Source organism: Thermus sp. (assembly GCF_037444525.1).
In the GTDB taxonomy this organism is placed as follows: Bacteria; Deinococcota; Deinococci; order Deinococcales; family Thermaceae; genus Thermus.
This window is the reverse complement of sequence record NZ_JBBIMD010000015.1, coordinates 1-23,625: the sequence shown is the minus strand read 5'-3', so window position 1 is coordinate 23,625 and position 23,625 is coordinate 1. Positions and strand designations below refer to the sequence as shown.

The following is a 23,625-nucleotide window of genomic DNA, read 5'->3' as shown; positions in this document are numbered from 1 at the left end:
AGGGGCCTTCGGGGTGCTAGCTTTGGCCTTATGTGGAGGGTCCTGGTCTCGGATGACATGCGCCTGGGGGAGGTGCGCTACCCCGGGGTCCTTCTGGACTACCGGCCCGGGATCGGCCGGGAGGAGCTTCTGGAGATCATCCCCGCCTACGATGCCCTCATTACCCGGAGCCGCACCCAGGTGGACGCGGAGCTCCTAAAGCGGGGCAAGCGGCTTAAGGTGGTGGGCCGGGGCGGGGTGGGGGTGGACAACGTGGACCTCGAGGCCGCAAGCCGCCTGGGCATCCTGGTGGTGAACGTGCCCGAGGCCAACACCCGCTCCGCGGCGGAGCTTGCCTTCGGCCTTCTCCTGGCCGCCGCCCGGGGCATCGCCCTTTCCGACCGCAAGATCCGCGCGGGGGAGTGGGACCGGAAGTTTTTGGGGCTGGAGCTTAAGGGCAAGACCCTGGGGATCGTGGGCCTTGGGCGCATTGGAAGCCAGGTGGCCCGCTTCGCCAAGGGGTTTGAGATGCGGGTTTTGGCCTACGACCCCTACATCCCCAAGACCCGGGCGGAAAGCCTAGGGGTGGAGCTTTTGGAGGACCTTTCGGACATGCTCCGCCAGAGCCACTTCCTCACCGTCCACGCGCCCCTTACCGAGGAAACCCGGGGCATGATCGGCCGCCGGGAGCTCTACCTCCTCCCCCGGGGGGCGGTGGTGGTGAACGCCGCCCGGGGCGGGATTGTGGACGAAAAGGCCCTTCTTGAGGTCCTGGAGGAGGGCCACCTCTTTGCCGCAGGCCTGGACGTGTTCGCAGAGGAGCCCCCACCCAAGGACCACCCCCTCCTCCGGCACCCCAAGGTGGTCCTCACCGCCCACCTAGGGGCCAACACCCTGGAGGCCCAGGACCGGGTGGGGGAGGCGGTCTTGGAACGGGTGGTGCGCACCCTGGAAGGGGATCTCTCCTATGCCCTGAACACCGGTTTTGACCCCGAGGCCCTCCAGGCCCTGAAGGGCTTTTTGCCCCTGGGGGAGGCTTTGGGGCGGCTTCTGGCCCAGATCACCCGGGGGCGGCCGGAGGTCCTCGAGGTGAGCTTCCTGGGCCAGTTTGAGAAGGACCCCGAGCCCATGGCCAGCGCCGTGGCCCGGGGCTTCTTGGCCCGGGTGCTGGGGGAGGAGGCGGTGAACCTGGTCTCCGCTAGGCCCCTCCTCAAGGACCGGGGGGTGCAGCTCATAACCCGCAGGCAGGAGGAGGCGGGGGAGTACACCCGCCTTGTGGAGGTCCGCCTGGCCACGGACCAGGAGGAACGGCGGGCCCGGGGGGTGGTCATCGCCGGGAAGCCCCGCTTGGTGGGCATAGACGACTACGCCCTGGAGGTGGTTCCCGAGGGGTACATGCTGGTCTGCGTGAACTACGACCGCCCCGGGGTGGTGGGCCAGGTGGGGACCCTCTTGGGTGAGGCGGGGGTGAACATCGCCGGGATGCAGCTTGGGCGGGATGTGCCCGGGGGTCGGGCGCTCTTTGTCCTCACCGTGGACCAGAAGCCGAGCCCTGAGGTCTTGGAAGCCTTGAGGGGCCTCCCGGTGCTGGAGCGGGTGGACCTGGTGGAGCTCTGAGGGACCGCCCCGAGCCCCTGGCCCAAAGGCTTCGGGGCTACCGGATGGGGCCCGTGGGGGAGGGGGGTTCCCGAGCGTGGGTCTTCCGGCTTAGGAAGCAGGGGGTGGAGGGGCTTATCCTCAAGGTTCAGCGGGTGGCAGAGGACCCAGACCCCGCGGCCCATCTGTCCCGGGAGGCGGGGGCCAGCCGCTGGGGGCTTGGGCCCCAGGTGAAGGCCTACCTAGCCCAAGGGGGGTACGAGTACCTTCTGCTGAAGGAACTCCCTGGCCCTCCTGCCTCAGAGGTGCTTCCTGAGGGCCGCAAGGAGGCGGTGGCCCGCCTGGCCCGGACCCTAAGGCAGCCCACGCCCTACCCCTCGAGGCCTGCCCCCTTGACGGGCGCCTTGCGCTGGTTGGAGCTCGGGCTTGTGGGCGAGGAGGACGTTGACGAGGAGCGCCGAGGCCTGAAGGCGGAGGCTTTGTTCCAGGAGCTTCTCAAAGCCCGCCCGCTAGGGGAGGAGCTGGTGGTGGCCCACGGGGATTTTTGTTTGGACAACGTTCTCCTATGGGGGGAGGGGGTGTTCTTTGTGGACCTGGGTCGGCTGGGGGTGGCGGACCGGTGCCAGGACCTGGCCCTCATGGTCCAGATCCTTTGGGCCTGGGGGAGGGGTGGGTGGAGGCGTTCCTCAAGGCCTACGGCCTTTTGGGGCCCGATTGGGGGAAGATGGCCTTTTATCACCTTCTGGACGAGTTTTTCTAACGGAGCTTAAGGGCCCCTTCCAAAAACCATGCCCCTCCCTTGGCCTTAAGGCGGGTAAACTCCTCTGGAAGGAGGCCCCTAGGCTCCTCCCGCCCCTGGCGTAGGGCGAAAAGGAGCCGGGCCCGCTCCAGGGGGTCTTGGGGCAGGGCGGGGGAGACCACCAGGAGGTCCAGGTCGCTTTCCAGGTTGAAGTCCCCCCGGGCCACGGAGCCGAAAAGGTAAACCTCTGCCTCTCCCAAGGCCTCCCGGACCCTTTGCGCGTAGGCCCGGGCCTCCTCCAGGAGGGCTTCCCGCGCCCTTTGCCGCTCGGTCAAGGCCTTGGCTAGGGGGCCTGCCATGTTTCCTCCACCCAGGCGAGGATGCGCCGGGCGGCCTCCAGGGCTTCCCGGGCCCTCTTGGCGTTGTAGAACTCAAAGGGGCTTCCTTCCGGGTAGGCGTCCGGGTAGCGGGCGGGCACGTAGTGGATGTCCAGCTCCTGGGCGGCTTCCACCAGCTCGGGGGGCACGGCCACCCCTACCCCTTCCAGGGCGCTTAGAAGCCGCTTGAGGCTATGCCCGTGGGCCGCCTGGCCCAGACCTCTGAGGAGCCCTTTTAGGGCGTATTCCCCCGCCTGTTGGGCCTTGAAGGAGGCCCAGTCGTGGTCCCCTTCCTCCGCGTCCCGCTCTGCGGAGGCCAGGGTGTGCTTGGCTTGGGCTAGCCAGCGCTCGTACTCTTCCCGGTCCATGGCTCCAGTTTAGGCCCTGTTTAGGGGCTTTGGGGTTTTGAAAGTTTGGAGTTGACAAAACTTTCAGGACATAAGTAGCCTAAACCTGTGGAAGCCCCCCTGAAGGCCTGGGTGGAGGAAACCGCCCTCCTCTTTGAAGGGGCGGGCCTGCCCCGGATGGCGGGCCGGGTGCTGGCCTGGCTCCTGGTAGCCGATCCCCCGGAGCAGACGGCCAAGGAGATGGGGGAGGCCCTTGGGGTGAGCAAGGGGGCCCTAAGCCCTGCCCTTCACCTCCTCACCCGCCTCGGCCTGGTGGAAAGGCTCAGGCGGCCTGGGGAGCGGGCGGACCGGTACACCATCCGGCCTGGGGCCTGGCGGAAGCTCCTTTTGGAGAAGACCCGGGCCCTAAGCCTCTACCGGGAGGCCGCGGAGCGGGGACTGGCCCTCCTCCCCCCGGGGAAGGGGGAGCGGCTAAGGGAGATGCACCGCCTTTACGCCTTCTTTGAGCGGGCCCTCCCGGGGCTTTTGGAACGCTACGAGGAGGAAGAATGACCCTTTTGAGGCTTGCCTGGCGCAACCTCCTGCGGCAGAAGCGGCGCACGGGCCTCCTCTCCTTGGTGGTGATCTACGTCACGGTGGCTGTTCTCTTCATGTTCGGCTTCCTGGACGGCTACGGGGAGAGCTTGGTGGAGGCCTACGGGGCCTATGTGGAGGCTCCGGTGGAGGTGGCCCGCAAGGCCTTCTGGGAGGACCCGGACCCAAGCCAAGGCTTTTCCGCCCTGCCTTCCCTAGTCCACCCCCTGGTGCAGGCCATGACCCCGCGCCTCGCCTTCTACGCCCTCCTCCGCTCCCCCTACCGCCTCGAGGGCGGCCTGGTCCAGGGGGTGGACCCGGAAGGGGAGAAGGCCCTTTCCCGGGTGCCCCATAAGGTGGCGGAGGGCCGCTGGCTTTCCGCCCCCGGGGAGGTGGTCTTGGGGGCCAAGCTCGCCGAGCGCCTGGATATCCGCCTGGGCGAGCGGTTGGTGGTGGAGGCGAGCGCCCTAAAGGGCCCCGAGGCCCTGGGCCTCACCGTGGTGGGGGTGGTGCGGGCAGGGGTGTCCAACGTGGACTATGGCGGGGTGTACGTGCACCTCGAGGACGCCCGGGCCCTTACCGGGGTCCTGGCCACCCACCTGGCCCTGAAGGTGCCCCGGGGGCGGGAAGCCCAGGTGGCGGCGGAGCTCAACGCCCTCCTCCCGGAAGACCTTTGGGCCAAGGGGGTCTGGGACCTCATGGGGCCCATCCGGGCGGACTACGAGGGTAGCCGCCTTTTCTATATCCCCCTTCTCGGCCTCTTTATGCTCCTGGCGGCGGTGGCCGTGGTGAGCACCACCTATGTTTCGGTGCGGGAGCGGCTTCGGGAGTTTGCGGTGGTGGAGAGCCTGGGCCTTACCCCCTTGGGCCTGGCGGGGCTTGTGGCCTTAGAGGCGGCTTTGGCGAGCCTGGTGGGCTTGGCGGTGGGCCTCCTCCTGGGCTATGGCCTTCTCGCCTACACCTCCACCCACAACGTCTTTGGCCCCTTGATGCGGCTTTCCATGGAGCTTTTGCCGGAGTCTGGCCTTTCCGAAACCCTTTACACCGCCCTTCGGCCCACCTACGCCCTCTACGCGGGGGCGGTGGTGGTCCTCTCCGGCCTTTTGGCCCTCCTCTTTCCGGGGCGGCTGGTTCTGAGGCTGGACGTGCCTCGGTACCTGAAAGGAGAGTGAAGGATGCGGCGCCTCATCCCCTTCTTCTTTTTGGCCTTGGCCCTGGCCCAAAGCCCGGCGGAGAAGCTTAAGTCGGTGCTGAACCGCTTGAGGGGCCCGGAGCACCAGGCGGTTTATGTTCTTAAGGTGGTCCGGCCCCAGTCGGAGAAGCTCTACCGCCTCCAGGTGTACACCGACGGCCAAAGGGCCCACCTGCGGGTGTTGGAGCCCCGCTCGGAGGCCGGCCAGGCTTTCCTCTCCTTGGGAACGGAGCTTTACCTTTATGACCCCCGCCTAGGCCGCACCCTCCGCCTTCCCCCCACGGGCCGGAGCGAGCGCTTTCTGGGCTCCGACCTCACCTACCAGGACCTCATGGGCCGGGACCTGGAGGAGCTTTTCACCGCAAGCGAGGAGGGGGGGGCCTTGGTCCTTACCCCCAAGCCCCAGGCCCCCACCCCCTACGGCCGGGTGGAGGTGCACCTTAAAGAGGACCTTCCCGAGCGCATCCTTTACTACGACCAAAGGGGCCAGGCCATCCGCGAGCTCCGGCTTTCCGGCTACCAGGCCTTTTCTGGGAGGGTTCTCCCTGGGCGGATGGAGCTTTTGGACCTTCTCCGCCCCGGATACCGCACGGTGGTGGAGATCACCCAGGTCAAGGTGGGGCCGGTGCCGCCCGCTTGCTTCAGTCCCCTGGCCCTGGAAAGGGGGTGCTAGGTGCTCCGCCTGGCCTGGCGCAACCTCTTAAGGACCCCGGGCCGGAGCCTCACCACCTTGGGGGTAGTGGCGCTCGTGGTCTTTCTTTCCCTCCTCTTCCTTTCCGTCTACGCGGGGGCCTTTGACGCTTTCCTACGCCTTGTCCTGGAGCGCACGGGCCACTTGGTGGTGCGGGTGGAGGGGTACCAGGAGAAGGAGGATCTGGAGAGCCTGGCCTTTACCCCGCCCCCCTTGGACCTGCCCCCTGGGGCCACCTTGGAGGGCGTTCTGGAGGGGGCGGCCCTCCTCATCGCCGGGGAGCGGAGCCGGGCGGTGGGCCTTACGGGCCTCGAGCCCGAGGCCTTCCTCCGGGAGAGGCGGGCCCTTTCCGCGGGCCGCCTGCCCCAGGCCCCGGGGGAGGCCCTTTTGGGGGAGGCCCTGGCCCGGGCCCTCAGGGTGGGGCTGGGGGACGAGGTGGTGGCCTACGCCCCTGGGGGCTTGGGCCTTGGGGTGTACCCCTTCCGGGTGGTGGGGCTTTTGGACCTGCCGGAAACCCAGCTGGAGGCCCGCACCTTTCTGGTGCCCCTGGAGGACGCCCAGCTCCTTTTGGCCCCGGGCCGGGTAACCCTCCTCAGAGTCTGGCTTCCCGGGGTGGGGCTTTACGACCTTGCCCCCCTCGAGGCCCTGAAGGAGAGGCTCCGCCCCAAGCTTCCTGGCCTGGTGGTGGAAACCTGGCTGGAGGCCAATCCCACCTACGCGGCCCTCCTTCCCCTTTACGACGTGATCATGGGGGTGTACGTGGGGATCTTCTTCGTCCTGGCGGGGCTTATCCTCCTCAATGCCCTTTACCTGAGCCTGGTGGAGCGCGTCCGGGAGTTCGGCCTCCTGGCGGCCTTGGGGCTTTCGGGCCGGCGGATCATGGCCCTGGTCTTTTGGGAAAGCCTCCTCCTGGTGGGGGTAGGGGCAGGGGTGGGGCTTCTTTTGGGGCTTGGGGTGCAGCTGGAGCTGGCGGATGGCTTCCGGCTTCCCCTGCCCCAGGCCCTTTTGGAGCAGTACCGGGAGTTCGGCCTTCCCGAGGTCCTTTACGGGCGGCTGGGGGTTAGGGACGTCCTCCTCACCCTGGGCTACGCGGTGGGGGTGGCCGTTTTGGCGGCCTTGTGGCCTGCCTACCTGGCCTCGAGGCTGGAGCCGGTGGAGGCCATGCGCTATGTGCCCTAAGGAGGTGGTGCGGTGCCCATCATAGAGGCCAAGGGCGTGACCAAGGTGTACCGGGGGGACGGGGTGGAGACCTGGGCCCTGAGGGGCGTGGACCTGGTGGTGGAGGCGGGGGAGTTCACCGCCTTGGTGGGGCCTTCGGGCTCGGGGAAGAGCACCCTCCTCCACCTCCTCGCAGGGCTGGACCTTCCCACGGAGGGGGAGGTCTGGGTGGGCGGGGTGCGCCTGGACCGGCTTTCCCGCACGGAAAGGGCCCGCTTCCGCCTAAAGGGGCTGGGCCTGGTCTTTCAGGCCTACAACCTCCTTCCCGTCCTCACCGCGCTGGAAAACGCGGGGTTCATCCTGGAGCTTAGGGGGGTCCCAAGGCGGGCCCGGGAGGAAAAGGCCCTTTGGGCCTTGGAGGCCTTGGGCCTTAAGGACAAGGCCCACCGCCGCCCCCACCAGCTCTCCGGGGGGGAGCAGCAGCGGGTGGCCGTGGCCCGGGCCCTGGCCGGGGAGCCCCTTTTGGTTCTGGCGGACGAGCCCACGGCCAACCTGGACTCCCAAAACGGCCTGGCCCTCATTGAGCGCATGAAGGCCCTGAACCGGGAGCAGGGGGTGACCTTCCTCTTTTCCACCCACGACCCCCGGCTTCTCGCCCACGTGGGCCGGGTGGTGCGCCTCGAGGACGGGCGGATCGTGGGGGAGGAGCGCCGGTAAGGGCCCCCGGGGAGGTTGGTCGTGGGGAAAGCCTTGGGGGTTTGGGCCGTGGCCCTGGGCCTGGCCTTGGGCCAGGGGCTGGAGATGGGCGTAAGGGGTGGGGGCGGCCTGGGGGTGGCCTACCTGCGCCTGGAGGGGGTTTGGGCTTTGGAGGGGGGGCGCTTGGGCCTGGCCTTGGCGCCCTACCTTTCCTGGCCTGGAGGGCGGGGGGAGGTGGAGGTGGAGCGGGCCTACCTGGAGGCCCAGGAAGGGGACTGGACCCTTACCTTGGGCCGCTTCCCCTTGACGCCGGGGGAGGGGCGGCTTTTCCCCTACACCTGGAACGCTCTAAACCCCGTGGGGGGGAGCACCGGGGTCTGGGGGGGTGCCCTCACCCACTACGGCCCGGGCCACCGCTTGCGCCTGGGCCTCACGGAACGGGGCCCCTTTGCCGAGCTGGCCCTAAGCGAGGGGCGGCTTTTTCTCTTCCGGGAAGGGGCGGGGCTGCTTGGGAGCTTGGCCCTGGGGGAGGGGGTGGGGTACGGGGAGGCCTTTTGGACCCGGGAGGGTCCCAGGGCGCTTCTGGGTTATACCGCTTTCCTGGGGCCCTGGCTTTTTACCCTGGAAGGGGTCTACCCCTGGGGGGCTGCCTTGGCCCTGGCCTGGGAAGGGGAGGGGCTGGCTTTCCAGGGCCTTTTGGGGGTGCGCCAGGGCCTTTTCGGCGGGGCTAGCCTCCGGTGGGAGGCTTGGAGCCTGGGCGTGGGCGGGGAGGGGGGGCGCCTCCTGGGGTGGGTCGGCTTTAGGGGAGAGTTTTAACACGAGCCTGATGAATCGTGAAATAAAGAACAAATACCGGTGCCCGGGCATTGAAGGATCCTCATGGAGCTCGGAGGAAAGGCATGGTGGACTCTCTTTCTGGGGTCTCCACCGAAGCTTTCGCTTCGGTTGGGCACTTAGAACCCCTACCCCGCGAGCAGGTCCCGCGCCCTCAAGGCCAGGTGCACCCGGGCCAGGGTTTCGGGGCGGGAGAGGGGGCCGAGGAGGGCCTCGATCCGCTTCAGGCGGTAGCGCAGGGTGTTGGGGTGGACGTGGAGCTTCTCCGCCACCTCCTTCAGGTGCTCCCCCCGGGAGGTGGCCGCGGTTTCCAGGTAGGCCTCGAGGGTCTTTAGGAGCTTGGGGGGAAGGGGCAGGTAGCGCTCCACCAGGGCCTTCAGGTCCTCCGGGGACTGCTGCAGGAGGACGAAGGCCACGGGGTCCAAGGCGGTGAAGGCCAGGGCCTCCCCGCCTCGGGCGGCCTTGAGGGCGATGAGGGCCTCCCGGTAGGCCTCCTGCACCTCGGCCCCCGCGTGCACCGCGGAGTAGCCCAGGCGGCTTCCGGGAAGGAGCGCCTTCAGGAGCCCTTCCGCCTCCTTCCCGGGGTGGTGCACCTGCCAGAGGGCCACCACCCGGTTCCCCCGGGGGGCGAGGAGGTAGGGGACGCCGAGCCGGTTCAAAAAGGCCCCGGCCCGCCGCCTGAGCTCCAAGGTGGCCTCCCGCCGCCTCTCCTCCGCCAGCCGGTGCCGCCCGGGGATGGGCGGGGGCTCGGCCAGGGCCAGGACCCACTCCACCCCCTCACTGAAGCCGAAGGCGAAGAGGCGCTCCGGCTCCGCCTCCCCCAGGATGAGCCCCTCCAGGAGGGCCGCCCCCAGGCTCTCCTCCTGCATCCTTTCCAGGCTCCGCTCCAGGCCCCGCACCTTGAGGAGCCTCGAGGCCACCTCCAAAAGCCCCCCTGCCCTCTCCAAAAGGGCCTCCTCCCCGTAGGCCACAAGGAGCCCCTCTCCCGCCTCCAGGGCCCGCCACCCGGGGCCCACCCCCGCCTCCTGGGGGTGTCTAGGGGGCACGGGCCCGGCGAAGCCCAAGACCTCCCCCCAGGGGGCCACCCGGGCCAGGGCCAGCCCCGTGGCCCGGTGGAGCACCTCCAAAAGGGCGCGGTCGGGAAGCTTCAGGAGGAGGTCCAGAAGCCCCGCCAGGGCCACCCCCCCCGCCTTTTGGAAGAGCCTAAGCCTTAGGGCCTGCTCCAGCTCCTCCGGGTCCAGCCAGGGGGGGTAGGCCGCCACCCCCACGCCCTCCTTCTGGGCGAAGGCCAAAAGGGCCTCCGTGGGCTCCCGCACTAGGAAGCCGCTCGCCCCCCGGTAGGGGTAGAGGCTTTGGGGCAGGAAGAGGACCAAGGCCCCTTCCGCGGGCACGGGCTTTGGGGCCTCCAGGAGGTGGAGCACGGGCCGGTCCGAGGGGTGGAGGAGGGGAAGGCCCAGGCCCTGCACCAGGGCAGTGAAGGAGATGTCTTTAGGGACAAAATCTTCGCCTTTCATTGTTCATCTTCACCATATCCCGGGGCCAGGAGAAGGAAAAGGGGTCGGTATCTGTTCTTATAGCCAAAGTTTTTGATGTTTTTGTCCTTTTCCACACTTGCCTCCCCTCCGCGCCCCGCCCACACTGGGGGGCGAAAGGAGGAGCATGTTTCGCGGGTCCATTCCCCCCCTGGTGACCCCTTTCCGCAACGGGGAGATTGACGAGAAGGCCCTGAGGCGGCTTATCCGCCGGGTGGTGGAGGCGGGCTCCCACGGGGTGAGCGTGGGCGGTACCACGGGCGAGCCCGGCACCCAGACCCTGGAGGAGAGGAAGCGGGTGATCCGGATCGCCGTGGAGGAGGTGGCCGGGCGGGTGCCCGTCCTGGCGGGGACGGGGGCGCTGAGGCTGGAGGAAACCCTGGAGCTCACCCGCTACGCAAAGGAGGTGGGGGCGGACGGGGCCATGGTCATCGTCCCCTACTACGTGAAGCCCAACCAGGAGGGCCTTTACCGCTACTTCGCCGAGGTGGCCAGGGCGGTGCCGGACTTTCCCCTTGTGATCTACAACATCCCGGGCCGCTCCGGGGTGGAGATCGCCCCCAACACCGTGGCCCGCCTTAGGCGGGGCTTCCCCAACATCGTGGGCCTCAAGCACTCCTCCAAGGACCTGGAGTACGTCTCCCACCTCATCCGGGAGGCGGGGGAGGACTTCCTCGTCTTCTGCGGCTTAGAAAGCCTCACCCTCCCCATGATGAGCCTGGGGGCGGTGGGCACCATCGCCGCCACCGCCAACTGGCTTCCCAAGGAGGTGGCCCTCCTTTGCGAAAAGGCCCTTTCCGGGGACTACGAGGGGGCAAGAAGGCTCCACTACCACCTCCTGGAGGCCAACGAGGCCATCTTCTGGGACACCAACCCCATCCCCCTGAAGACCGTCCTGGCCTGGATGGGCCTCGTTGAGAAGGAGTGGCGCCTGCCCCTAGGCCCCACCACCCTGGAGATCGAGGCCCGCCTTAGGGCCATGGCCGAACGCTACGGGCTTTTGGAGGTGCGGGCGTGAAGCTTTGCCGCTTCATCGCCAGGGGCCGGGTGCACCACGGGGTCTACCGGGAGGGCCTTCTCCTGGACGAGGCGGGGGAGGCCCACGACCCGGAAGGGGTCACCTGGCTCCTCCCCTTCACCCCGGGGAAGGTCATCGGGGTGGCCCTGAACTACGCGGACCACGCGGAGGAGCTGGGTCTAGCCCGCCCCGAGGAGCCCGCCCTCTTCTGGAAGCCCAACAGCAGCCTCCTTCCCCACAAGGGGGCGGTGCGCTACCCCAAGGGGGTGGGGTTCGTCCACTACGAGGTGGAGCTGGCGGTGGTGGTGGGCAGGCCCATGCGCCGCGTGCGGGCCAAGGACGCCCTGGACTACGTCCTGGGCTACACCATCGCCAACGACCTGGTGGCCCGGGACCACGTGACGAGCACCTTCCGCCCCCCCATCCGGGCCAAGGGGCGGGACACCTTTGGGCCCTTGGGGCCTTTTTTGGTGGTGGACGAGGTGGAGGACCCCCAGAACCTCTGGCTTAGGGCCTACGTGAACGGGGAGCTGAGGCAGGAGGGGCACACCTCGAGGATGCTCTTCAGCGTGGTCGAGCTTTTGGAGTACATCGCGGAGTTCATGACCCTGGAGCCCTACGATGTCCTCCTCACGGGCACCCCTAAGGGGATTAGCCGGGTCCTCCCCGGCGATGCCATGCGCCTGGAGGTGGAGGGGCTTGGGGCCTTGGAAAACCCGGTGGTGGAGGAAGCATGAGGTACCAAGACCAGGTGGCCGGCATCCCTTGGGAGACCATTGAGGCCCTCCGCAAGGCCCTGAAGGAGAGGCCAGCCCTGCACTTCATCGGGGGGGCCTTCACCCCCTCGGAGGACGGGGCCACCTTCCCCTCCCTGGACCCCGCCACGGGGGAGGTCTTGGGCCACGCGGCCCGGGGCGGGGAAAGGGAGGTGGACCGGGCGGCCCGGGCGGCCCACGAGGCCTTTTCGCGCTGGAGCCGCACCCCGGCCCGGGAGAGGAAGCGCTACCTCCTGAAGATCGCCGAGCTCATTGAGAAGCGGGCGGACGAGCTTGCGGTGGTGGAGTGCCTGGACGCGGGGCAGGTTCTGAGGATCGTCCGGGCCCAGGTGGCCCGCGCGGCGGAGAACTTCGCCTTCTATGCGGAGTACGCCGAGCACGCCATGGAGGACCGCACCTACCCCGTGGACCGGGACTGGCTCTACTACGCCATCCGGGTCCCCGCGGGGCCGGTGGGCATCATCACCCCCTGGAACGCCCCCCTGATGCTCTCCACCTGGCGCATCGCCCCTGCCCTGGCCGCCGGGGACACCGTGGTGCTGAAGCCTGCGGAGTGGAGCCCCTTCACGGCGTCAAAGCTTGCGGAGATCGTCCAGGAGGCGGATCTTCCCCCTGGGGTCTTCAACGTGGTCCAGGGCATCGGGGAGGAGGCGGGGGCGGCCCTGGTGGCCCATCCCCTGGTCCCCCTCCTCACCCTCACCGGGGAGACGGAGACGGGGAAGATCGTGATGCAGAACGCGGCCCGCCACCTGAAGCGGCTTTCCCTGGAGCTTGGGGGGAAAAGCCCGGCCCTGGTCTTCGCCGACGCGGACCTGGAAAGGGCCTTGGACGCGGTGGTCTTCCAGATCTACTCCTTCAACGGCGAGCGGTGCACGGCGAACTCCAGGCTCCTGGTGGAGGCCACCATCTTTGAGGACTTCGTGGGCCAGGTGGCGGAGCGCGCCCGGGCCATCCGCGTGGGCCACCCCCTGGACCCGGAGACCGAGGTGGGGCCCCTCATCCACCCCGAGCACCTGGAGCGGGTCCTGGGCTACATCCGCTTGGGCCTCGAGGAGGGGGCGAGGCTCCTGGTGGGCGGGGAGAGGGCCCTCCGCTCCTTCCGGGGGGAGGACCTCTCCCGGGGGAACTACCTCCTCCCCACCCTCTTCGTGGGGGAGAACTCCATGCGCATCGCCCAGGAGGAGATCTTCGGACCCGTCCTGGTGGCCATCCCCTTCCGGGACGAGGAGGAGGCCCTAAGGCTTGCCAACGACACCCGGTACGGCCTTGCGGCCTACGTCTTCACCCGGGACCTGGAGCGGGCCCACCGCCTGGCCCTGGAGCTGGAGGCCGGGCTCGTCTACCTCAACAGCCACAACGTCCGCCACCTCCCCACCCCCTTCGGCGGGGTGAAGGGGAGTGGGGACCGGCGGGAAGGCGGCCACTACGCCTTTGAGTTCTACACCGACCTCAAGGCCGTGGGGCTTCCCCTAAGACCCCCCCACGTGCCCAAGTTCGGGAAAGGAGGCTAGGCATGGCAAGGACGGGACAGGAGTACCTTGAGGCCCTAAAGGAGCGCCCCCCCAACCTCTGGTACAAGGGGGAGAAGGTGGAAGACCCCACCACCCACCCGGTCTTCCGGGGCATCGTGCGCACCATGGCCGCCCTCTACGACCTTCAGCACGACCCCCGCCACCGGGAGGCCCTCACCTACGAGGAGGAGGGGCGCCGCCACGGGATGAGCTTCCTCATCCCGAAGACCAAGGAGGACCTGAAGCGCCGGGGGCGGGCCTACAAGCTCTGGGCGGACCAGAACCTGGGAATGATGGGCCGGAGCCCGGACTACCTGAACGCGGTGGTCATGGCCTACGCGGCGAGCGCCGGGTTCTTCGGGGAGTTTGCGGAGAACGTCCGGGCCTACTACCGCCTCCTCCGCGACCGGGACCTGGCCACCACCCACGCCCTCACCAACCCCCAGGTGAACCGGGCCAAGCCCCCCTCCGCCCAGCCCGACCCCTACATCCCCGTGGGGGTGGTGCGGCAGACGGAAAAGGGCGTGGTGGTGCGGGGGGCCCGCATGACCGCCACCTTCCCCCTGGCGGACGAGGTCCTCATCTTCCCCTCCACCCTCCTCAAGGAAGGCCCGGGAGCGGAGAAGTACGCCATCGCCTTCGCCCTCCCCACCTCCACCCCGGGCCTGCACTTCGTCTGCCGGGAGGCTTTGGTGGGGGGGGATAGTCCCTTTGACTATCCCCTTAGTAGCCGCCTGGAGGAGATGGACTGCCTGGTGGTTTTTGACGATGTCCTGGTCCCCTGGGAGCGGGTCTTCATCCTGGGGGACGTGGAGCGGTGCAACACCGCCTACGCGGCCACCGGGGCCCTCCACCACATGGCCCACCAGGTGGTGGCCCTGAAGACCGCCAAGACGGAGGCCTTCCTGGGGGTGGCGGCCCTCATGGCCGAGGGCATAGGGGCCGATGCCTACGGCCACGTGCAGGAGAAGATCGCGGAGATCATCGTCTACCTGGAGGCCATGCGGGCCTTCTGGACCCGGGCCGAGGAGGAGGCCAAGGAGAACGCCTTCGGCCTCCTCTGCCCCGACCGGGGGGCCCTGGACGGGGCGCGGAACCTCTACCCGAGGCTTTACCCCAGGATCCGGGAGATCATAGAGCAGATCGGGGCCTCCGGCCTCATCACCCTGCCCTCGGAGAAGGACTTCAAGGGGCCCTTGGCGCCCTTCTTGGAGAAGTTCCTCCAGGGGGCCAGCCTGGAGGCCCGGGAGCGGGTGGCCCTCTTCCGCCTGGCCTGGGACATGACCCTCTCGGGCTTTGGGGCCCGGCAGGAGCTATACGAGCGCTTCTTCTTCGGCGACCCCGTGCGCATGTACCAGACCCTCTACAGCGTCTACGACAAGGAACCCTACAAGGCTCGTATCCGGGCCTACCTGCAGGAGGCCCTGAAGGCGGTGGAGGAGGTGCGGGCGTGACGGGAGAGGCCTTTAAGGAGGCCCTAAGCCGCTTCGCCGCTGGGGTCACGGTGGTGGCCGCCCGGCTGGGGGAGGAGGAGCGGGGCATGACCGCCACCGCTTTCATGTCCCTCTCCCTGGACCCGCCCCTGGTGGCCTTGGGGATCTCCGAGAAGGCCAAGCTCCTGCCCCTTCTGGAAAGGAGCGGGGCCTTCACCGTAAGCCTCCTACGGGAGGGGCAGGAGCGGGTGGCGGACCACTTCGCCGGCCGCACGGCCCCGGGGGTGGCCCTGGTGGAAGGGCGGGTGGAAGGGGCCTTGGCGGCCCTCTGGTGCCGCCTCGAGGCCCTCCACCCCGGCGGGGACCACCGCCTGGTGGTGGGGCGGGTGGAGCGGGTGGAGCTCTTTCCCCCTGGGCCCCCCCTGGTCTACTGGGCCCGGGGGTACAGGAGGCTGGTATGAACGTGGTGCGGGTGGGTTTCATAGAGCTTTGGGTGCGGGACCTGGAACAGAGCCTCGCCTTCTACCAGGGGCTTTTGGGCTTCCGCCTGGAGCGCCGGGAGGGCGAGGTGGCCTACCTCCGGGGCTACGAGGAGCTGGAGTGGAGCCTCAAGCTCAAGGAGGCCCCCTTCCCCGCGGTGCGCGCCCTTGGCTTCAAGGTGGCCTCGGAGGAGGACCTAGAGGCCCTCAAGGCCTTCGCGGAGGAGAGGGGGCTTCCCCACGGCCTCGAGGCCGACTGGGGCCGGCCCAGGATCCTCCGCCTCCAGGACCCCTTCGGCTACCCCCTCGCCTTCTACTTCCAGGCGGAGAAGCTACCCCGGGTCCTCCAGCGCTACCACGAGCACCGGGGGCCTGGGGTCTTGCGCATAGACCACCTGAACGTCTTCTCCCCCGAGGTGGCGGAGGCGGTGCGCTTCTACCGGGAGGCCCTGGCCTTCCGCCTCACGGAGTACACGGAGGACGAGGAGGGAAGGCTCTGGGCCGCCTGGCTCCACCGCAAGGGGAACGTCCACGACCTGGCCTTCACCAACGGGGAGGGCCCCAGGCTACACCACTTCGCCTACTGGCTCCCCGATGCCTTGAGCATCCTGAAGGCGGCGGACATCCTGGCGGGGGCCATGGAGACGGACCGGATTGAAAGGGGCCCCGGGCGGCACGGGATCTCCAACGCCATGTTCCTCTACCTGAGGGACCCCGACGGCCACCGCCTGGAGCTTTACACCTCCGATTACCTCACCGTGGACCCCGACCACCCCCCCTTGCGCTGGAGCCTGAACGACCCCCGCCGCCAGACCCTTTGGGGCCACAAGACCCCAAGGAGCTGGTTCCTGGAGGGCAGCCCCTTCCTGGACCTGGAAGACCGCCTTCTCCCCACGCGGGCCTCTCTCCTGGAGGGGATTCCCCAGCACGTGATCTAGGCCCTTGAGGGCGGGTTCCATCCCCGCCCCGTTGACGGGACAAAGGTCCCTATCTATGCTTAGAGCAAACGTTCGTTAGCTTGGCCCAATCGGGCTTTGGCCCGTGGGAAAAAGGAGGTTTCGGGATGAAGCGTTTGGTCTTGGCAGCCCTTTTCCTGGCCCTTTCGGCCTTGGCCCAGGGGACCCTCAAGGTGGGGGTGGTGGTCTCGGCCACCGGGCCCGCCGCTTCCTTGGGCATCCCCGAGCGGAACACCTTCCTCCTCATCCAGGAGGTCCTGGACCGCACAGGGGGCGTGGCGGGGCGGAAGGTGCAGTTCGTCATCCTGGACGACGCCTCCGACACCACCCAGGCGGTGCGGAACACCAGGCGGCTGGTGGAGGAGGGCGCGGTGGCCATCCTCGGCACCACCACCACCCCCGCCTCCTTGGGCATGATCCCCGTGGTGGCGGAGGCCAAGGTGCCCATGATCTCCCTGGCGGCCAGCAAGGACATCATCTACCCCGTGGACGCCCAGCGCTTCTGGGTCTTCAAGACCCCCCAGACGGAGGAGCTCATGGCCCGGGCCATCGCCGCGGACATGGCGGCCAGGGGGGCGAAGACCGTGGGCTACATCGGCTTCAACGACGCCTACGGGGAGGGCTGGGCCCGCTTCTTTGAGGCCGAGGCCAAGGCCAAGGGCCTGCAGGTGGTGGTGAGCGAGCGGTACAACCGCACGGACACCTCCGTGACCGGCCAGGCCCTAAGGATCATCGCCCGCCGGCCGGACGCCGTCTTGGTGGGTGCAAGCGGCACCCCCGCGGTGCTTCCCCAGCGCACCTTGAGGGAGCGGGGCTACGGGGGCCTCATCTACCAGACCCACGGGGTGGCCAACCCCGACTTCCTCCGGGTGGGGGGCAAGGACGTGGAGGGCACCCTCCTCCCTGCGGGGCCCATCCTGGTGGCGGAACAGCTCCCTGCAAGCTTCCCCAGCAAGCGGGTGGCCCTGGACTACATCCAGCGCTACGAGGCCAAGCACGGCATCGGGAGCTACTCCACCTTCGGGGCCCACGCCTGGGATGCCTGGCTCATCCTGAGGCCGGCCCTGGAGCGGGCCCTGAAGAAGGCCGACCCCGACAAGGACCTCGCGGCCTTCCGCGCCGCCCTCCGCGAGGAGATCGAGGCCACCAAGGGCCTCGTGGCCACCCACGGGGTCTTCACCTTCTCCAAGGAGGACCACCTGGGCCTCCGCTTTGAGGATGCCGCGGTGATGGTCCAGGTGGAAGGGGGCCGCTGGAAGCTCATCCGCACCTTCCGCTAGGCCATGGACGCCACCATCCTCGGCCTTCTCCTCCTGGACGGGGTGCAAAGCGGGGTGGTCTATGGCCTCCTGGCCCTGGCCATGGTCCTGGTCTTTGCCGTGACCCGGGTCATCCTGGTGCCCATAGGGGAGCTCATGATGTACGCCCCTCTTTCCCTGGTCTGGCTCCTCGCCGGCAAGCTCCCCGGCACCCTGGCCCTGGCCCTGGCCTTGGGCCTCCTCTGGGGCCTCCTGGACCGTAGGCCCTGGCCTCTTCTCCTTGCCGGGGGGCTTTTCCTCCTGTCCCTCCCCGCCCGGGGCCTCCCTCCCCTCGCCTATGCCGTGGCCCTTCTCCTTGGGGTCTACCTGAGCCTGGCCACCTACCGGGTCTTCTTCCAGCCCCTTAAGGAGGCCACGGTGCTCCACCTCCTCATCCTGGCGGTGGGGCTTCACGTGGCCTACCAGGGCCTGGGCCTGGTCTTCTTTGGCCCCGAGCAGTACCGGCCCGAGCCCCTTCTTAAGGGCGAGGCCCTGGTGGGGCTTTCCTGGCAGGGGGTCCTGGTCCTCCTCTACGCCCTTTTGGCGGTGCTGGCCCTTTACCTCTTCTTCCGCTTCTCCCTCTACGGGAAGGCCCTCCTGGCGGCGGCGGAGAACCGGCTTGGGGCCAGGCTCTACGGCATCCGGCCGGAGGAGGCGGGGATGGTGGCCTTCGCCATCGCCGGCCTCATGGCGGCCCTTTCCGGGCTCCTCCTCGCCCCCCTCACCAACGCCGCCTACTTCATGGGCTTCATGCTGGGCCTAAAGGGGTTCGTGGCCGCCATCCTGGGGGGGCTTGTGAGCTACCCTGTGGCCTTCCTGGGGGCCCTTTTGGTGGGTCTTTTTGAGAGCTTTACCAGCTTTTTTGCCAGCGCCTACAAGGAGGCTCTGGTCTTCCTCCTCCTTCTGCCTGCCCTTTTCTACCAGAGCCTGAGGGCCCACGCGGTGGAGGAATGATGCGCTACGCTTGGCTTCTACTATTGCCTTTCCTTTTCCTGCCCTTCCCCTACTACCTCACCCTCCTCACCTTCTTTGCCCTCTCGGCCATGGTGGCCCTATCCCTCCATGTGCTCACGGGCCTTGCGGGGATGACCAGCTTCGCCCAGGCGGCCTTCATGGGGGTTTCCGCTTACGCCACCGCCCTCCTCACCGTGCGGCTTGGGGCCTCCCCCTGGCTTGGGCTCGCTGTGGGCTTGGGGCTTTCCTTTCTCCTCGCCCTCCTCATCGGGGCCCTCACCGTGCGGCTTAAGGGGCACTTCCTGCCCCTGGCCACCATCGCCTGGCAGGTGGCGCTTTACATCCTGGCAGGGAACCTGGTGGGCCTCACCGGGGGGCACACGGGCCTCACGGACCTCCCCCCCTTGGGGCTCTTTGGCCTAACCCTCGAGGGCTTCGCCTACGCCCTTTTCAGCCTCCTTCTCCTCGTCCTCCTCCTCGGGGCCTTGGGGAACCTGAGGCCAAGCCGCCTGGGCCGGGCCCTCCTTGCCCTAAGGGGGGACGCCCTGGCCGCGGCCAGCTTTGGGGTGGACCCCGCGGCCCTGCGTCTTAAGGCCTTCCTCCTCTCGGGGGTCCTGGCGGGCCTGGCCGGCTTCCTCTACGCCCACTTCCTCCGCTTCGTGAACCCCACCCCCTTCTCCCTGGAGGCCTCCATCAAGTACCTGGTCATGGCCGTGGCCGGGGGGGTGGGGTCCATCCCTGGGGTGCTGTTGGGGGCGGGGCTTTTCACGGGCCTCGAGGACTGGCTCAAAGACCTCCTCCCCCTGCTCCTTGGCCGGGAGGGGAACTACGAGACCATCGCCTACGGCTTCATCCTGGCAGCCATCCTCCTCTTCGCCCCCAAGGGGCTCTGGGCCTTTCTGGAAAGGGCCCTGCCTTCCCGGAAGGGGGTGCTGCCCAAGGCAGAGCCCCTCCCCTCGAGGCCCCCTTCCGGGGCAAGGGGGGAGGAGGTCTTGAGGGTGGAGGGCCTTAGGAAGGCCTTCGGGGGGCTCCTCGCGGTGGCGGGGGTGTCCTTCGCCTTGAGGCGGGGGGAGATCCTGGCCCTCATCGGCCCCAACGGGGCGGGGAAGAGCACCACCTTCAACCTGGTCACCGGGGCCATCCCCCCCGACGGGGGCCGGGTCTTCCTCTTCGGGCGGGAAGTCACGGGCCTCCCCCCCTACCGCATCCACCCCTTGGGCCTGGGGCGCACCTTCCAGCATCCCCACCTTTTCCTCGAGCTTTCCGTGCTGGAAAACGCCGCCCTGGGCACCTACACCCGCACCCGGGCGGGCTTCCTCCAGGTCCTTCTGGGCCTCCACCGCAAGGAGGAGGAAAGGGCCCTTTCCACCGCCTACCAGGCCCTGAAGCGGGTGGGCCTGGAAGGCCTTGCCCTGGAGCGGGCGGACCGGCTTACCGCGGGGCAGCAGCGCCTCCTGGAGATCGCCCGCCTCCTCGCCTCGGGGGCGGAGGTCCTCCTCCTGGACGAGCCGGGGGCGGGGCTAAGGGCCGGGGAGAAGCGGGAGCTCGCCCACCTCCTAAAGGGCCTTGCCCGGGAGGGGTACACCCTCCTCCTGGTGGACCACGACATGGACCTGGTCATGGGCCTGGCGGACCGGGTGGTGGTGATGAACTACGGGGAGAAGATCGCCGAGGGCACGCCCAAGGAAGTCCAAAGGAACCCCCTGGTGCGGGCGGCCTACCTGGGGGAGGAGGTGGCCTAGATGCTCCAGGTAGAAGGCCTTACCGTACGCTACGGGGTCTTTGAGGCGGTCCAGGGGGTAAGCCTCCGGCTGGAAGAGGGAGAGGCCGTGGCCTTAATCGGCCCCAACGGGGCGGGGAAGACCAGCGTGCTGAAGGGGCTTCTCGGCCTCGCCCGGGCCGAAGGGGAGGTCCGCCTCTTCGGACGGCCCTACCCCAAAAGGAGCCCCGAGACCCTGCTTCCCCTGGGGGTGGTGCTGGTCCCCGAGGGCCGGGCCCTCTTTGGGGGCCTTACGGTGGAGGAGAACCTCCTCCTTGGGGGGTTTCTCCGCTTCCGCCGCCGGGAGGACCTGAGGCCCGACCTGGAGAGGGTGTACGGGCTTTTCCCGAGGCTAAGAGAAAGGCGGAACCAGCGGGCGGGTACGCTCTCGGGAGGCGAGCAGCAGATACTGGCCATCGGCCGGGCCCTTCTCGCCCGCCCCAAGCTCCTCCTTCTGGACGAGCCCTCCCTGGGCCTTGCCCCCCTCATGGTGCGGGAGATCTACCGCACCCTGGCCCACCTGAAGGCGGAGGGGGTTTCCCTTCTCGTGGTGGAGCAAAACGCCAAGGTGGCCCTTTCCCTGGCGGACCGGTCCTACGTGATGGAGGCGGGGCGGGTGGTCCTGGAAGGGGAGGCTAAGGCCCTGGCCCAAGATCCCAAGGTGGTGGAGGCCTACCTGGGCCTTAAGGAGGTGGAGGAGGGATGAAGGACCCCCTCATGGCCACCCTAGGGTTCCAGGTGGTCCGCCAAGGCCCCGGGGAGGCGGCGGTGGCGGGCGTGGTGGGGGAGGGGCACCTGAACCTCCACGGCACCGCCCATGGGGGCTTCCTCTACGCCCTGGCGGACGCCGCCTTTGCCCTGGCCTCCAACAGCCGAGGGCCAGCGGTGGCCCTTTCCTGCCGCATGGACTACTTCCGCCCTGTCCCCTTGGGGGCCCGGGTGGAGGCGGTGGCGGAGGAGGTCCACCTTTCACGGCGCACGGCCACCTACCGGGTGGAGGTGCGCGCTTCGGGCAAGCGGGTGGCCCTTTTTACGGGAACCGTGTTTCGCATAGGAGGTGAGGATGTACCAGCCGGAACTGGAGACCTTACCCAGGGAGAAGCTTAGGGCTTTGCAGGACGAAAGGCTTAAGCAGGTGGTGGCCTACGTGTACGAGAGGGTTCCCTTTTACCGGAAGGCCCTGGACGAGGCCGGGGTGGACCCCAAGGCCTTCCGGGGCCTGGGGGACCTTCCCCGGCTTCCCTTCACCCGGAAGACCGACCTCCGGGACCACTACCCCTTCGGCCTCTTCGCCGTGCCCCGGGAGGAGGTGGCCCGCATCCACGCCAGTAGCGGCACCACGGGCAAGCCCACGGTGGTGGGCTACACCAAAAAGGACCTCCGGATCTTCGCCGAGGTGGTGGCCCGCTCCCTGGCCGCGGCCGGTGCCCGGCCCGGGATGATGCTCCACAACGCCTACGGCTACGGCCTCTTCACCGGGGGCTTGGGCCTCCATGGGGGGGCGGAGGCCTTGGGGATGACCGTGGTGCCCGTCTCCGGGGGCATGACGGAGCGCCAGGTGATGCTCATCCAGGACTTCCGGCCGGAGGTCATCTCCTGTACCCCTTCCTACGCCCAGACCCTGGCGGAGGAGTTTCGGAAGCGGGGGGTGAGCCCGGAGGACCTTTCCCTGGAGTACGCCGTCCTCGGGGCCGAGCCCTGGACCGAGGCCATCCGCAAGCAGGTGGACGAGGGGCTTGGGGTGCGGAGCACCAACATCTACGGGCTTTCCGAGATCATCGGCCCGGGGGTGGCGAACGAGTGCCTGGAGGAGCGCCAGGGGAGCCACATCTGGGAGGACCACTTCCTCCCCGAGGTGGTGGACCCGGACACCGGGGAGCCCCTTCCCGAGGGGAAGGTGGGGGTTTTGGTCTTCACCACCCTCACCAAGGAGGCCATGCCCCTCCTCCGTTACTGGACGGGGGACCTTACCTTCCTCACCTACGAGCCCTGCGCTTGCGGCCGGACCCACGTGCGCATGGGGCCCATCCTGGGCCGCACGGACGACATGCTCATCATCCGCGGGGTCAACGTCTACCCCACCCAGGTGGAGGCGGTCCTCCTGGGCATCCCCGAGGTGGAGCCTTACTACCAGATCGTGGTCCGGCGGGAGGGCACCCTGGACGAGGCCGAGCTCAAGGTGGAGGTCTCCGAGGCCTTCTTCCAGGAGATCGGCAAGAAGGCCCTTTCCGACGAGGTCATAGAGGCGGACCACCGCCTCCACGCCCTGAGGGAGAAGGTGGCCCACAAGATCAAGGACACCATCGGGGTGACCATGAAGGTGACCCTCCTCGCCCCCGGGGAGGCCCCAAGGAGCGAGGGGGGGAAGCTTAGGCGGGTCCTGGACCTGCGAAAATAGCCCCATGCGCCCCATCCCGGAAGGCTACCAGGCGGTCTTTGAGACCGTGGTCACCGAGGAGATGACGGTGAACTTTGAGGAGCTCGGCCCCGTCCACCCCGTCTACGCCACCTACTGGATGGCCAAGCACATGGAGCTTGCCGGGCGGAAGATCATCCTCCCCTTCCTGGAGGAAGGGGAGGAGGGGATCGGGAGCTGCGTGGAGGTGCGCCACCTGGCCTCTGCCCTGCCGGGGATGCGGGTGCGGGTGGTGGCCTGGCACGAGAAGACGGTGGGCAACCGGGTCCACGCCACCATGCAGGCCTTCAACGAGCTGGGGGACCTCATCGGGGAGGGGCGGACGGAGCAGGTCATCCTTCCCAAGGAGAAGGTGGAGGCCCTCTTTGCCCGGCTCAGGGCGCGGTGGGAGGCGGCGCGGTCTCGGGGGTAGAAAGCCTCCCCTTTGTGGGCAAAGGTGGGGTGCTTTACAGTTAAAAGGTTTCTCTTGAAAGTAAAATGTCCCCGTGGTCTGGGAGCTCCTCGCCCGCATCTGGCGCCTCCAGCGCCTCCTCCGGGAGGAGGCGGAGGCGGGGCTTAGGGACCATGGGGTTTCCGGCCTCGAGGCCTGGCTCCTCAGGGTCCTAAAGCACCACCCCCACCCCACGGAGGCCGCCCGGCGCATGGGCTTGCCCCTGCCCACGGTGAGCCACATGGTGCGCCGCCTCGAGGCCCAAGGCCTCCTCCTCCGGGCCCGGGAAGAGGGGGACCTCCGCCGCTTCCGCCTTTTTCTTACCCCCAAGGGGGAAAGGGTGTTGGAGGAGGCGGAAAGGCTCTTCGCCGAGGCCCTAAAGCGGCGCCTGGACCGCCTGGATGGGGACGAGGAGGCCACCCTGCTCCGCCTTTTGGACCGCTTGTTGGAGGAAGCATGAACCCGACACCCAAAGAAGTCCGCCTCACCATGGTCGGCATTTTCCTGGGGCTTTTCCTGGCCGCCTTGGACCAGACCATCGTCTCCACCGCCATGCCCCGCATCGTAGGGGAGCTTAAGGGGGCCGAGTACTACGCCTGGGTCACCACCAGCTACCTCCTCACCTCCACCGTTTTCTCCGTCATCTTCGGGCGGCTTACGGAGCTTTTCAGCCGTAAGGCCGTCCTCCTTTGGGCGGTGGTCCTCTTCCTCCTGGGGTCGGCCCTTTCCGGCCAGGCCCAGAACATGGCCGAGCTCATCCTCTTCCGGGGCCTCCAGGGGGTGGGGGGCGGGGCCCTTTTTGCCCTGGCCCTCACCACCATCGCCGTCTTCTTCCCGCCCCGGGAGAGGGGCCGGCTGGCGGGGGCCTTTGGGGCCATCTT

The 23,625-nt window shown here is 68.4% G+C and carries 26 protein-coding genes; 23 read left to right on the top strand and 3 right to left on the bottom strand.

Features of this window, described 5'->3' with window-relative positions:
* The first annotated feature begins 30 nt into the window (after positions 1-30).
* Both serA and WKI94_RS03810 read left to right on the top strand, forming a co-directional pair.
* Complete coding sequence (gene serA / locus WKI94_RS03815; RefSeq protein WP_337844452.1) at positions 31-1,596, top strand: phosphoglycerate dehydrogenase; 1,566 nt, start codon at positions 31-33, stop codon at positions 1,594-1,596.
* 44 nt (positions 1,597-1,640) lie between these two features.
* On the top strand, positions 1,641-2,345 hold the full coding sequence (locus tag WKI94_RS03810) for a phosphotransferase (RefSeq protein WP_337844451.1): 705 nt from the start codon (positions 1,641-1,643) through the stop codon (positions 2,343-2,345).
* On the opposite strand, the gene WKI94_RS03805 is transcribed toward WKI94_RS03810, so the two are convergent.
* Both WKI94_RS03805 and WKI94_RS03800 read right to left on the bottom strand, forming a co-directional pair.
* Positions 2,332-2,673, bottom strand: a complete 342-nt coding sequence (locus tag WKI94_RS03805; protein ID WP_337844450.1) for a nucleotidyltransferase domain-containing protein — start codon at positions 2,671-2,673, stop codon at positions 2,332-2,334. The two genes, WKI94_RS03810 and WKI94_RS03805, sit on opposite strands and share 14 nt — an antisense overlap.
* Entirely contained in the window at positions 2,658-3,059 is a 402-nt protein-coding gene (locus tag WKI94_RS03800) for a HEPN domain-containing protein (RefSeq protein WP_337844449.1), read from the bottom strand. The genes WKI94_RS03805 and WKI94_RS03800 overlap by 16 nt, the downstream gene beginning before the upstream one ends.
* An 87-nt stretch (positions 3,060-3,146) precedes the next feature.
* Between WKI94_RS03800 and WKI94_RS03795 the strand changes: the two genes are divergently transcribed.
* Genes WKI94_RS03795 through WKI94_RS03770 form a run of 6 tightly spaced genes read left to right on the top strand, consistent with a single transcriptional unit; the run spans position 3,147 to position 8,164 of the window.
* Entirely contained in the window at positions 3,147-3,590 is a 444-nt protein-coding gene (locus tag WKI94_RS03795) for a MarR family transcriptional regulator (RefSeq protein WP_337844448.1), read from the top strand.
* Entirely contained in the window at positions 3,587-4,783 is a 1,197-nt protein-coding gene (locus tag WKI94_RS03790) for an FtsX-like permease family protein (protein WP_337844447.1), read from the top strand. Before WKI94_RS03795 ends, WKI94_RS03790 begins: the two co-directional genes overlap by 4 nt.
* Before the next feature lie 3 nt (positions 4,784-4,786).
* Positions 4,787-5,476: an outer membrane lipoprotein-sorting protein gene (locus WKI94_RS03785; protein WP_337844446.1), complete on the top strand. Its 690-nt coding sequence runs from the start codon at positions 4,787-4,789 to the stop codon at positions 5,474-5,476.
* Complete coding sequence (locus tag WKI94_RS03780; RefSeq protein ID WP_337844445.1) at positions 5,477-6,673, top strand: FtsX-like permease family protein; 1,197 nt, start codon at positions 5,477-5,479, stop codon at positions 6,671-6,673.
* A gap of 12 nt (positions 6,674-6,685) precedes the next feature.
* Positions 6,686-7,369: an ABC transporter ATP-binding protein gene (locus WKI94_RS03775; RefSeq protein ID WP_337844444.1), complete on the top strand. Its 684-nt coding sequence runs from the start codon at positions 6,686-6,688 to the stop codon at positions 7,367-7,369.
* 21 nt (positions 7,370-7,390) lie between these two features.
* Positions 7,391-8,164: a hypothetical protein gene (locus WKI94_RS03770; protein ID WP_337844443.1), complete on the top strand. Its 774-nt coding sequence runs from the start codon at positions 7,391-7,393 to the stop codon at positions 8,162-8,164.
* A 146-nt stretch (positions 8,165-8,310) separates the two neighbouring features.
* Here the strand turns inward: WKI94_RS03770 and WKI94_RS03765 are convergent, their stop codons facing one another.
* On the bottom strand, positions 8,311-9,696 hold the full coding sequence (locus tag WKI94_RS03765) for a helix-turn-helix domain-containing protein (protein WP_337844442.1): 1,386 nt from the start codon (positions 9,694-9,696) through the stop codon (positions 8,311-8,313).
* Between the two features lie 145 nt (positions 9,697-9,841).
* On the opposite strand from WKI94_RS03765, the gene hpaI reads away from it, so the two are divergent.
* The 15 genes from hpaI to WKI94_RS03690 all read left to right on the top strand — a co-directional run.
* On the top strand, positions 9,842-10,732 hold the full coding sequence (gene hpaI, locus WKI94_RS03760) for a 2,4-dihydroxyhept-2-ene-1,7-dioic acid aldolase (RefSeq protein ID WP_337844441.1): 891 nt from the start codon (positions 9,842-9,844) through the stop codon (positions 10,730-10,732).
* A complete protein-coding gene (locus WKI94_RS03755) occupies positions 10,729-11,469 on the top strand; it encodes a fumarylacetoacetate hydrolase family protein (protein ID WP_337844440.1) in 741 nt (246 codons plus the stop codon). The genes hpaI and WKI94_RS03755 overlap by 4 nt, the downstream gene beginning before the upstream one ends.
* On the top strand, positions 11,466-13,019 hold the full coding sequence (gene hpaE / locus WKI94_RS03750) for a 5-carboxymethyl-2-hydroxymuconate semialdehyde dehydrogenase (protein WP_337844439.1): 1,554 nt from the start codon (positions 11,466-11,468) through the stop codon (positions 13,017-13,019). The genes WKI94_RS03755 and hpaE overlap by 4 nt, the downstream gene beginning before the upstream one ends.
* 2 nt (positions 13,020-13,021) lie before the next feature.
* Complete coding sequence (gene hpaB / locus WKI94_RS03745) at positions 13,022-14,473, top strand: 4-hydroxyphenylacetate 3-monooxygenase, oxygenase component (protein ID WP_337844438.1); 1,452 nt, start codon at positions 13,022-13,024, stop codon at positions 14,471-14,473.
* Positions 14,470-14,913 carry a 4-hydroxyphenylacetate 3-monooxygenase reductase subunit gene (gene hpaC / locus WKI94_RS03740; RefSeq protein ID WP_337844437.1) on the top strand — a complete coding sequence of 148 codons (444 nt, stop codon included), beginning with the start codon at positions 14,470-14,472 and terminating at the stop codon, positions 14,911-14,913. The genes hpaB and hpaC overlap by 4 nt, the downstream gene beginning before the upstream one ends.
* Complete coding sequence (hpaD, locus tag WKI94_RS03735) at positions 14,910-15,869, top strand: 3,4-dihydroxyphenylacetate 2,3-dioxygenase (protein ID WP_337844436.1); 960 nt, start codon at positions 14,910-14,912, stop codon at positions 15,867-15,869. The genes hpaC and hpaD overlap by 4 nt, the downstream gene beginning before the upstream one ends.
* Before the next feature lie 125 nt (positions 15,870-15,994).
* On the top strand, positions 15,995-17,167 hold the full coding sequence (locus WKI94_RS03730; protein ID WP_337844435.1) for an ABC transporter substrate-binding protein: 1,173 nt from the start codon (positions 15,995-15,997) through the stop codon (positions 17,165-17,167).
* Positions 17,168-17,170: 3 nt separating this feature from the next.
* On the top strand, positions 17,171-18,139 hold the full coding sequence (locus tag WKI94_RS03725; RefSeq protein WP_337844434.1) for a branched-chain amino acid ABC transporter permease: 969 nt from the start codon (positions 17,171-17,173) through the stop codon (positions 18,137-18,139).
* Entirely contained in the window at positions 18,139-19,881 is a 1,743-nt protein-coding gene (locus WKI94_RS03720; protein WP_337844469.1) for a branched-chain amino acid ABC transporter ATP-binding protein/permease, read from the top strand. The genes WKI94_RS03725 and WKI94_RS03720 overlap by 1 nt, the downstream gene beginning before the upstream one ends.
* Complete coding sequence (locus WKI94_RS03715) at positions 19,882-20,604, top strand: ABC transporter ATP-binding protein (protein ID WP_337844433.1); 723 nt, start codon at positions 19,882-19,884, stop codon at positions 20,602-20,604.
* A complete protein-coding gene (paaI, locus tag WKI94_RS03710) occupies positions 20,601-21,005 on the top strand; it encodes a hydroxyphenylacetyl-CoA thioesterase PaaI (protein ID WP_337844432.1) in 405 nt (134 codons plus the stop codon). The genes WKI94_RS03715 and paaI overlap by 4 nt, the downstream gene beginning before the upstream one ends.
* Complete coding sequence (locus WKI94_RS03705; protein ID WP_337844431.1) at positions 20,962-22,296, top strand: phenylacetate--CoA ligase; 1,335 nt, start codon at positions 20,962-20,964, stop codon at positions 22,294-22,296. Before paaI ends, WKI94_RS03705 begins: the two co-directional genes overlap by 44 nt.
* A 4-nt stretch (positions 22,297-22,300) precedes the next feature.
* The gene (locus WKI94_RS03700; protein WP_337844430.1) at positions 22,301-22,726 is read left to right on the top strand and encodes a thioesterase family protein; all 426 of its coding nucleotides are present in this window, start codon (positions 22,301-22,303) and stop codon (positions 22,724-22,726) included.
* 73 nt (positions 22,727-22,799) lie between these two features.
* Complete coding sequence (locus WKI94_RS03695; protein ID WP_337844429.1) at positions 22,800-23,204, top strand: MarR family transcriptional regulator; 405 nt, start codon at positions 22,800-22,802, stop codon at positions 23,202-23,204.
* On the top strand, positions 23,201-23,625 hold a 425-nt coding region (locus WKI94_RS03690; RefSeq protein ID WP_337844428.1), incomplete at its 3' end, for an MFS transporter. The genes WKI94_RS03695 and WKI94_RS03690, both read left to right, overlap by 4 nt.

Coding starts and splice junctions, on each gene's coding strand:
- serA (WP_337844452.1), top strand. CDS start 31: ATGTGGAGGGTCCTGGTCTCGGATGACATGCGCCTGGGGGAGGTGCGC.
- WKI94_RS03810 (WP_337844451.1), top strand. CDS start 1,641: ATGGGGCCCGTGGGGGAGGGGGGTTCCCGAGCGTGGGTCTTCCGGCTT.
- WKI94_RS03805 (WP_337844450.1), bottom strand. CDS start 2,673: ATGGCAGGCCCCCTAGCCAAGGCCTTGACCGAGCGGCAAAGGGCGCGG.
- WKI94_RS03800 (WP_337844449.1), bottom strand. CDS start 3,059: ATGGACCGGGAAGAGTACGAGCGCTGGCTAGCCCAAGCCAAGCACACC.
- WKI94_RS03790 (WP_337844447.1), top strand. CDS start 3,587: ATGACCCTTTTGAGGCTTGCCTGGCGCAACCTCCTGCGGCAGAAGCGG.
- WKI94_RS03785 (WP_337844446.1), top strand. CDS start 4,787: ATGCGGCGCCTCATCCCCTTCTTCTTTTTGGCCTTGGCCCTGGCCCAA.
- WKI94_RS03765 (WP_337844442.1), bottom strand. CDS start 9,696: ATGAAAGGCGAAGATTTTGTCCCTAAAGACATCTCCTTCACTGCCCTG.
- hpaI (WP_337844441.1), top strand. CDS start 9,842: ATGTTTCGCGGGTCCATTCCCCCCCTGGTGACCCCTTTCCGCAACGGG.
- hpaE (WP_337844439.1), top strand. CDS start 11,466: ATGAGGTACCAAGACCAGGTGGCCGGCATCCCTTGGGAGACCATTGAG.
- hpaB (WP_337844438.1), top strand. CDS start 13,022: ATGGCAAGGACGGGACAGGAGTACCTTGAGGCCCTAAAGGAGCGCCCC.
- hpaD (WP_337844436.1), top strand. CDS start 14,910: ATGAACGTGGTGCGGGTGGGTTTCATAGAGCTTTGGGTGCGGGACCTG.
- WKI94_RS03730 (WP_337844435.1), top strand. CDS start 15,995: ATGAAGCGTTTGGTCTTGGCAGCCCTTTTCCTGGCCCTTTCGGCCTTG.
- WKI94_RS03725 (WP_337844434.1), top strand. CDS start 17,171: ATGGACGCCACCATCCTCGGCCTTCTCCTCCTGGACGGGGTGCAAAGC.
- WKI94_RS03720 (WP_337844469.1), top strand. CDS start 18,139: ATGCGCTACGCTTGGCTTCTACTATTGCCTTTCCTTTTCCTGCCCTTC.
- WKI94_RS03715 (WP_337844433.1), top strand. CDS start 19,882: ATGCTCCAGGTAGAAGGCCTTACCGTACGCTACGGGGTCTTTGAGGCG.
- paaI (WP_337844432.1), top strand. CDS start 20,601: ATGAAGGACCCCCTCATGGCCACCCTAGGGTTCCAGGTGGTCCGCCAA.
- WKI94_RS03705 (WP_337844431.1), top strand. CDS start 20,962: ATGTACCAGCCGGAACTGGAGACCTTACCCAGGGAGAAGCTTAGGGCT.
- WKI94_RS03700 (WP_337844430.1), top strand. CDS start 22,301: ATGCGCCCCATCCCGGAAGGCTACCAGGCGGTCTTTGAGACCGTGGTC.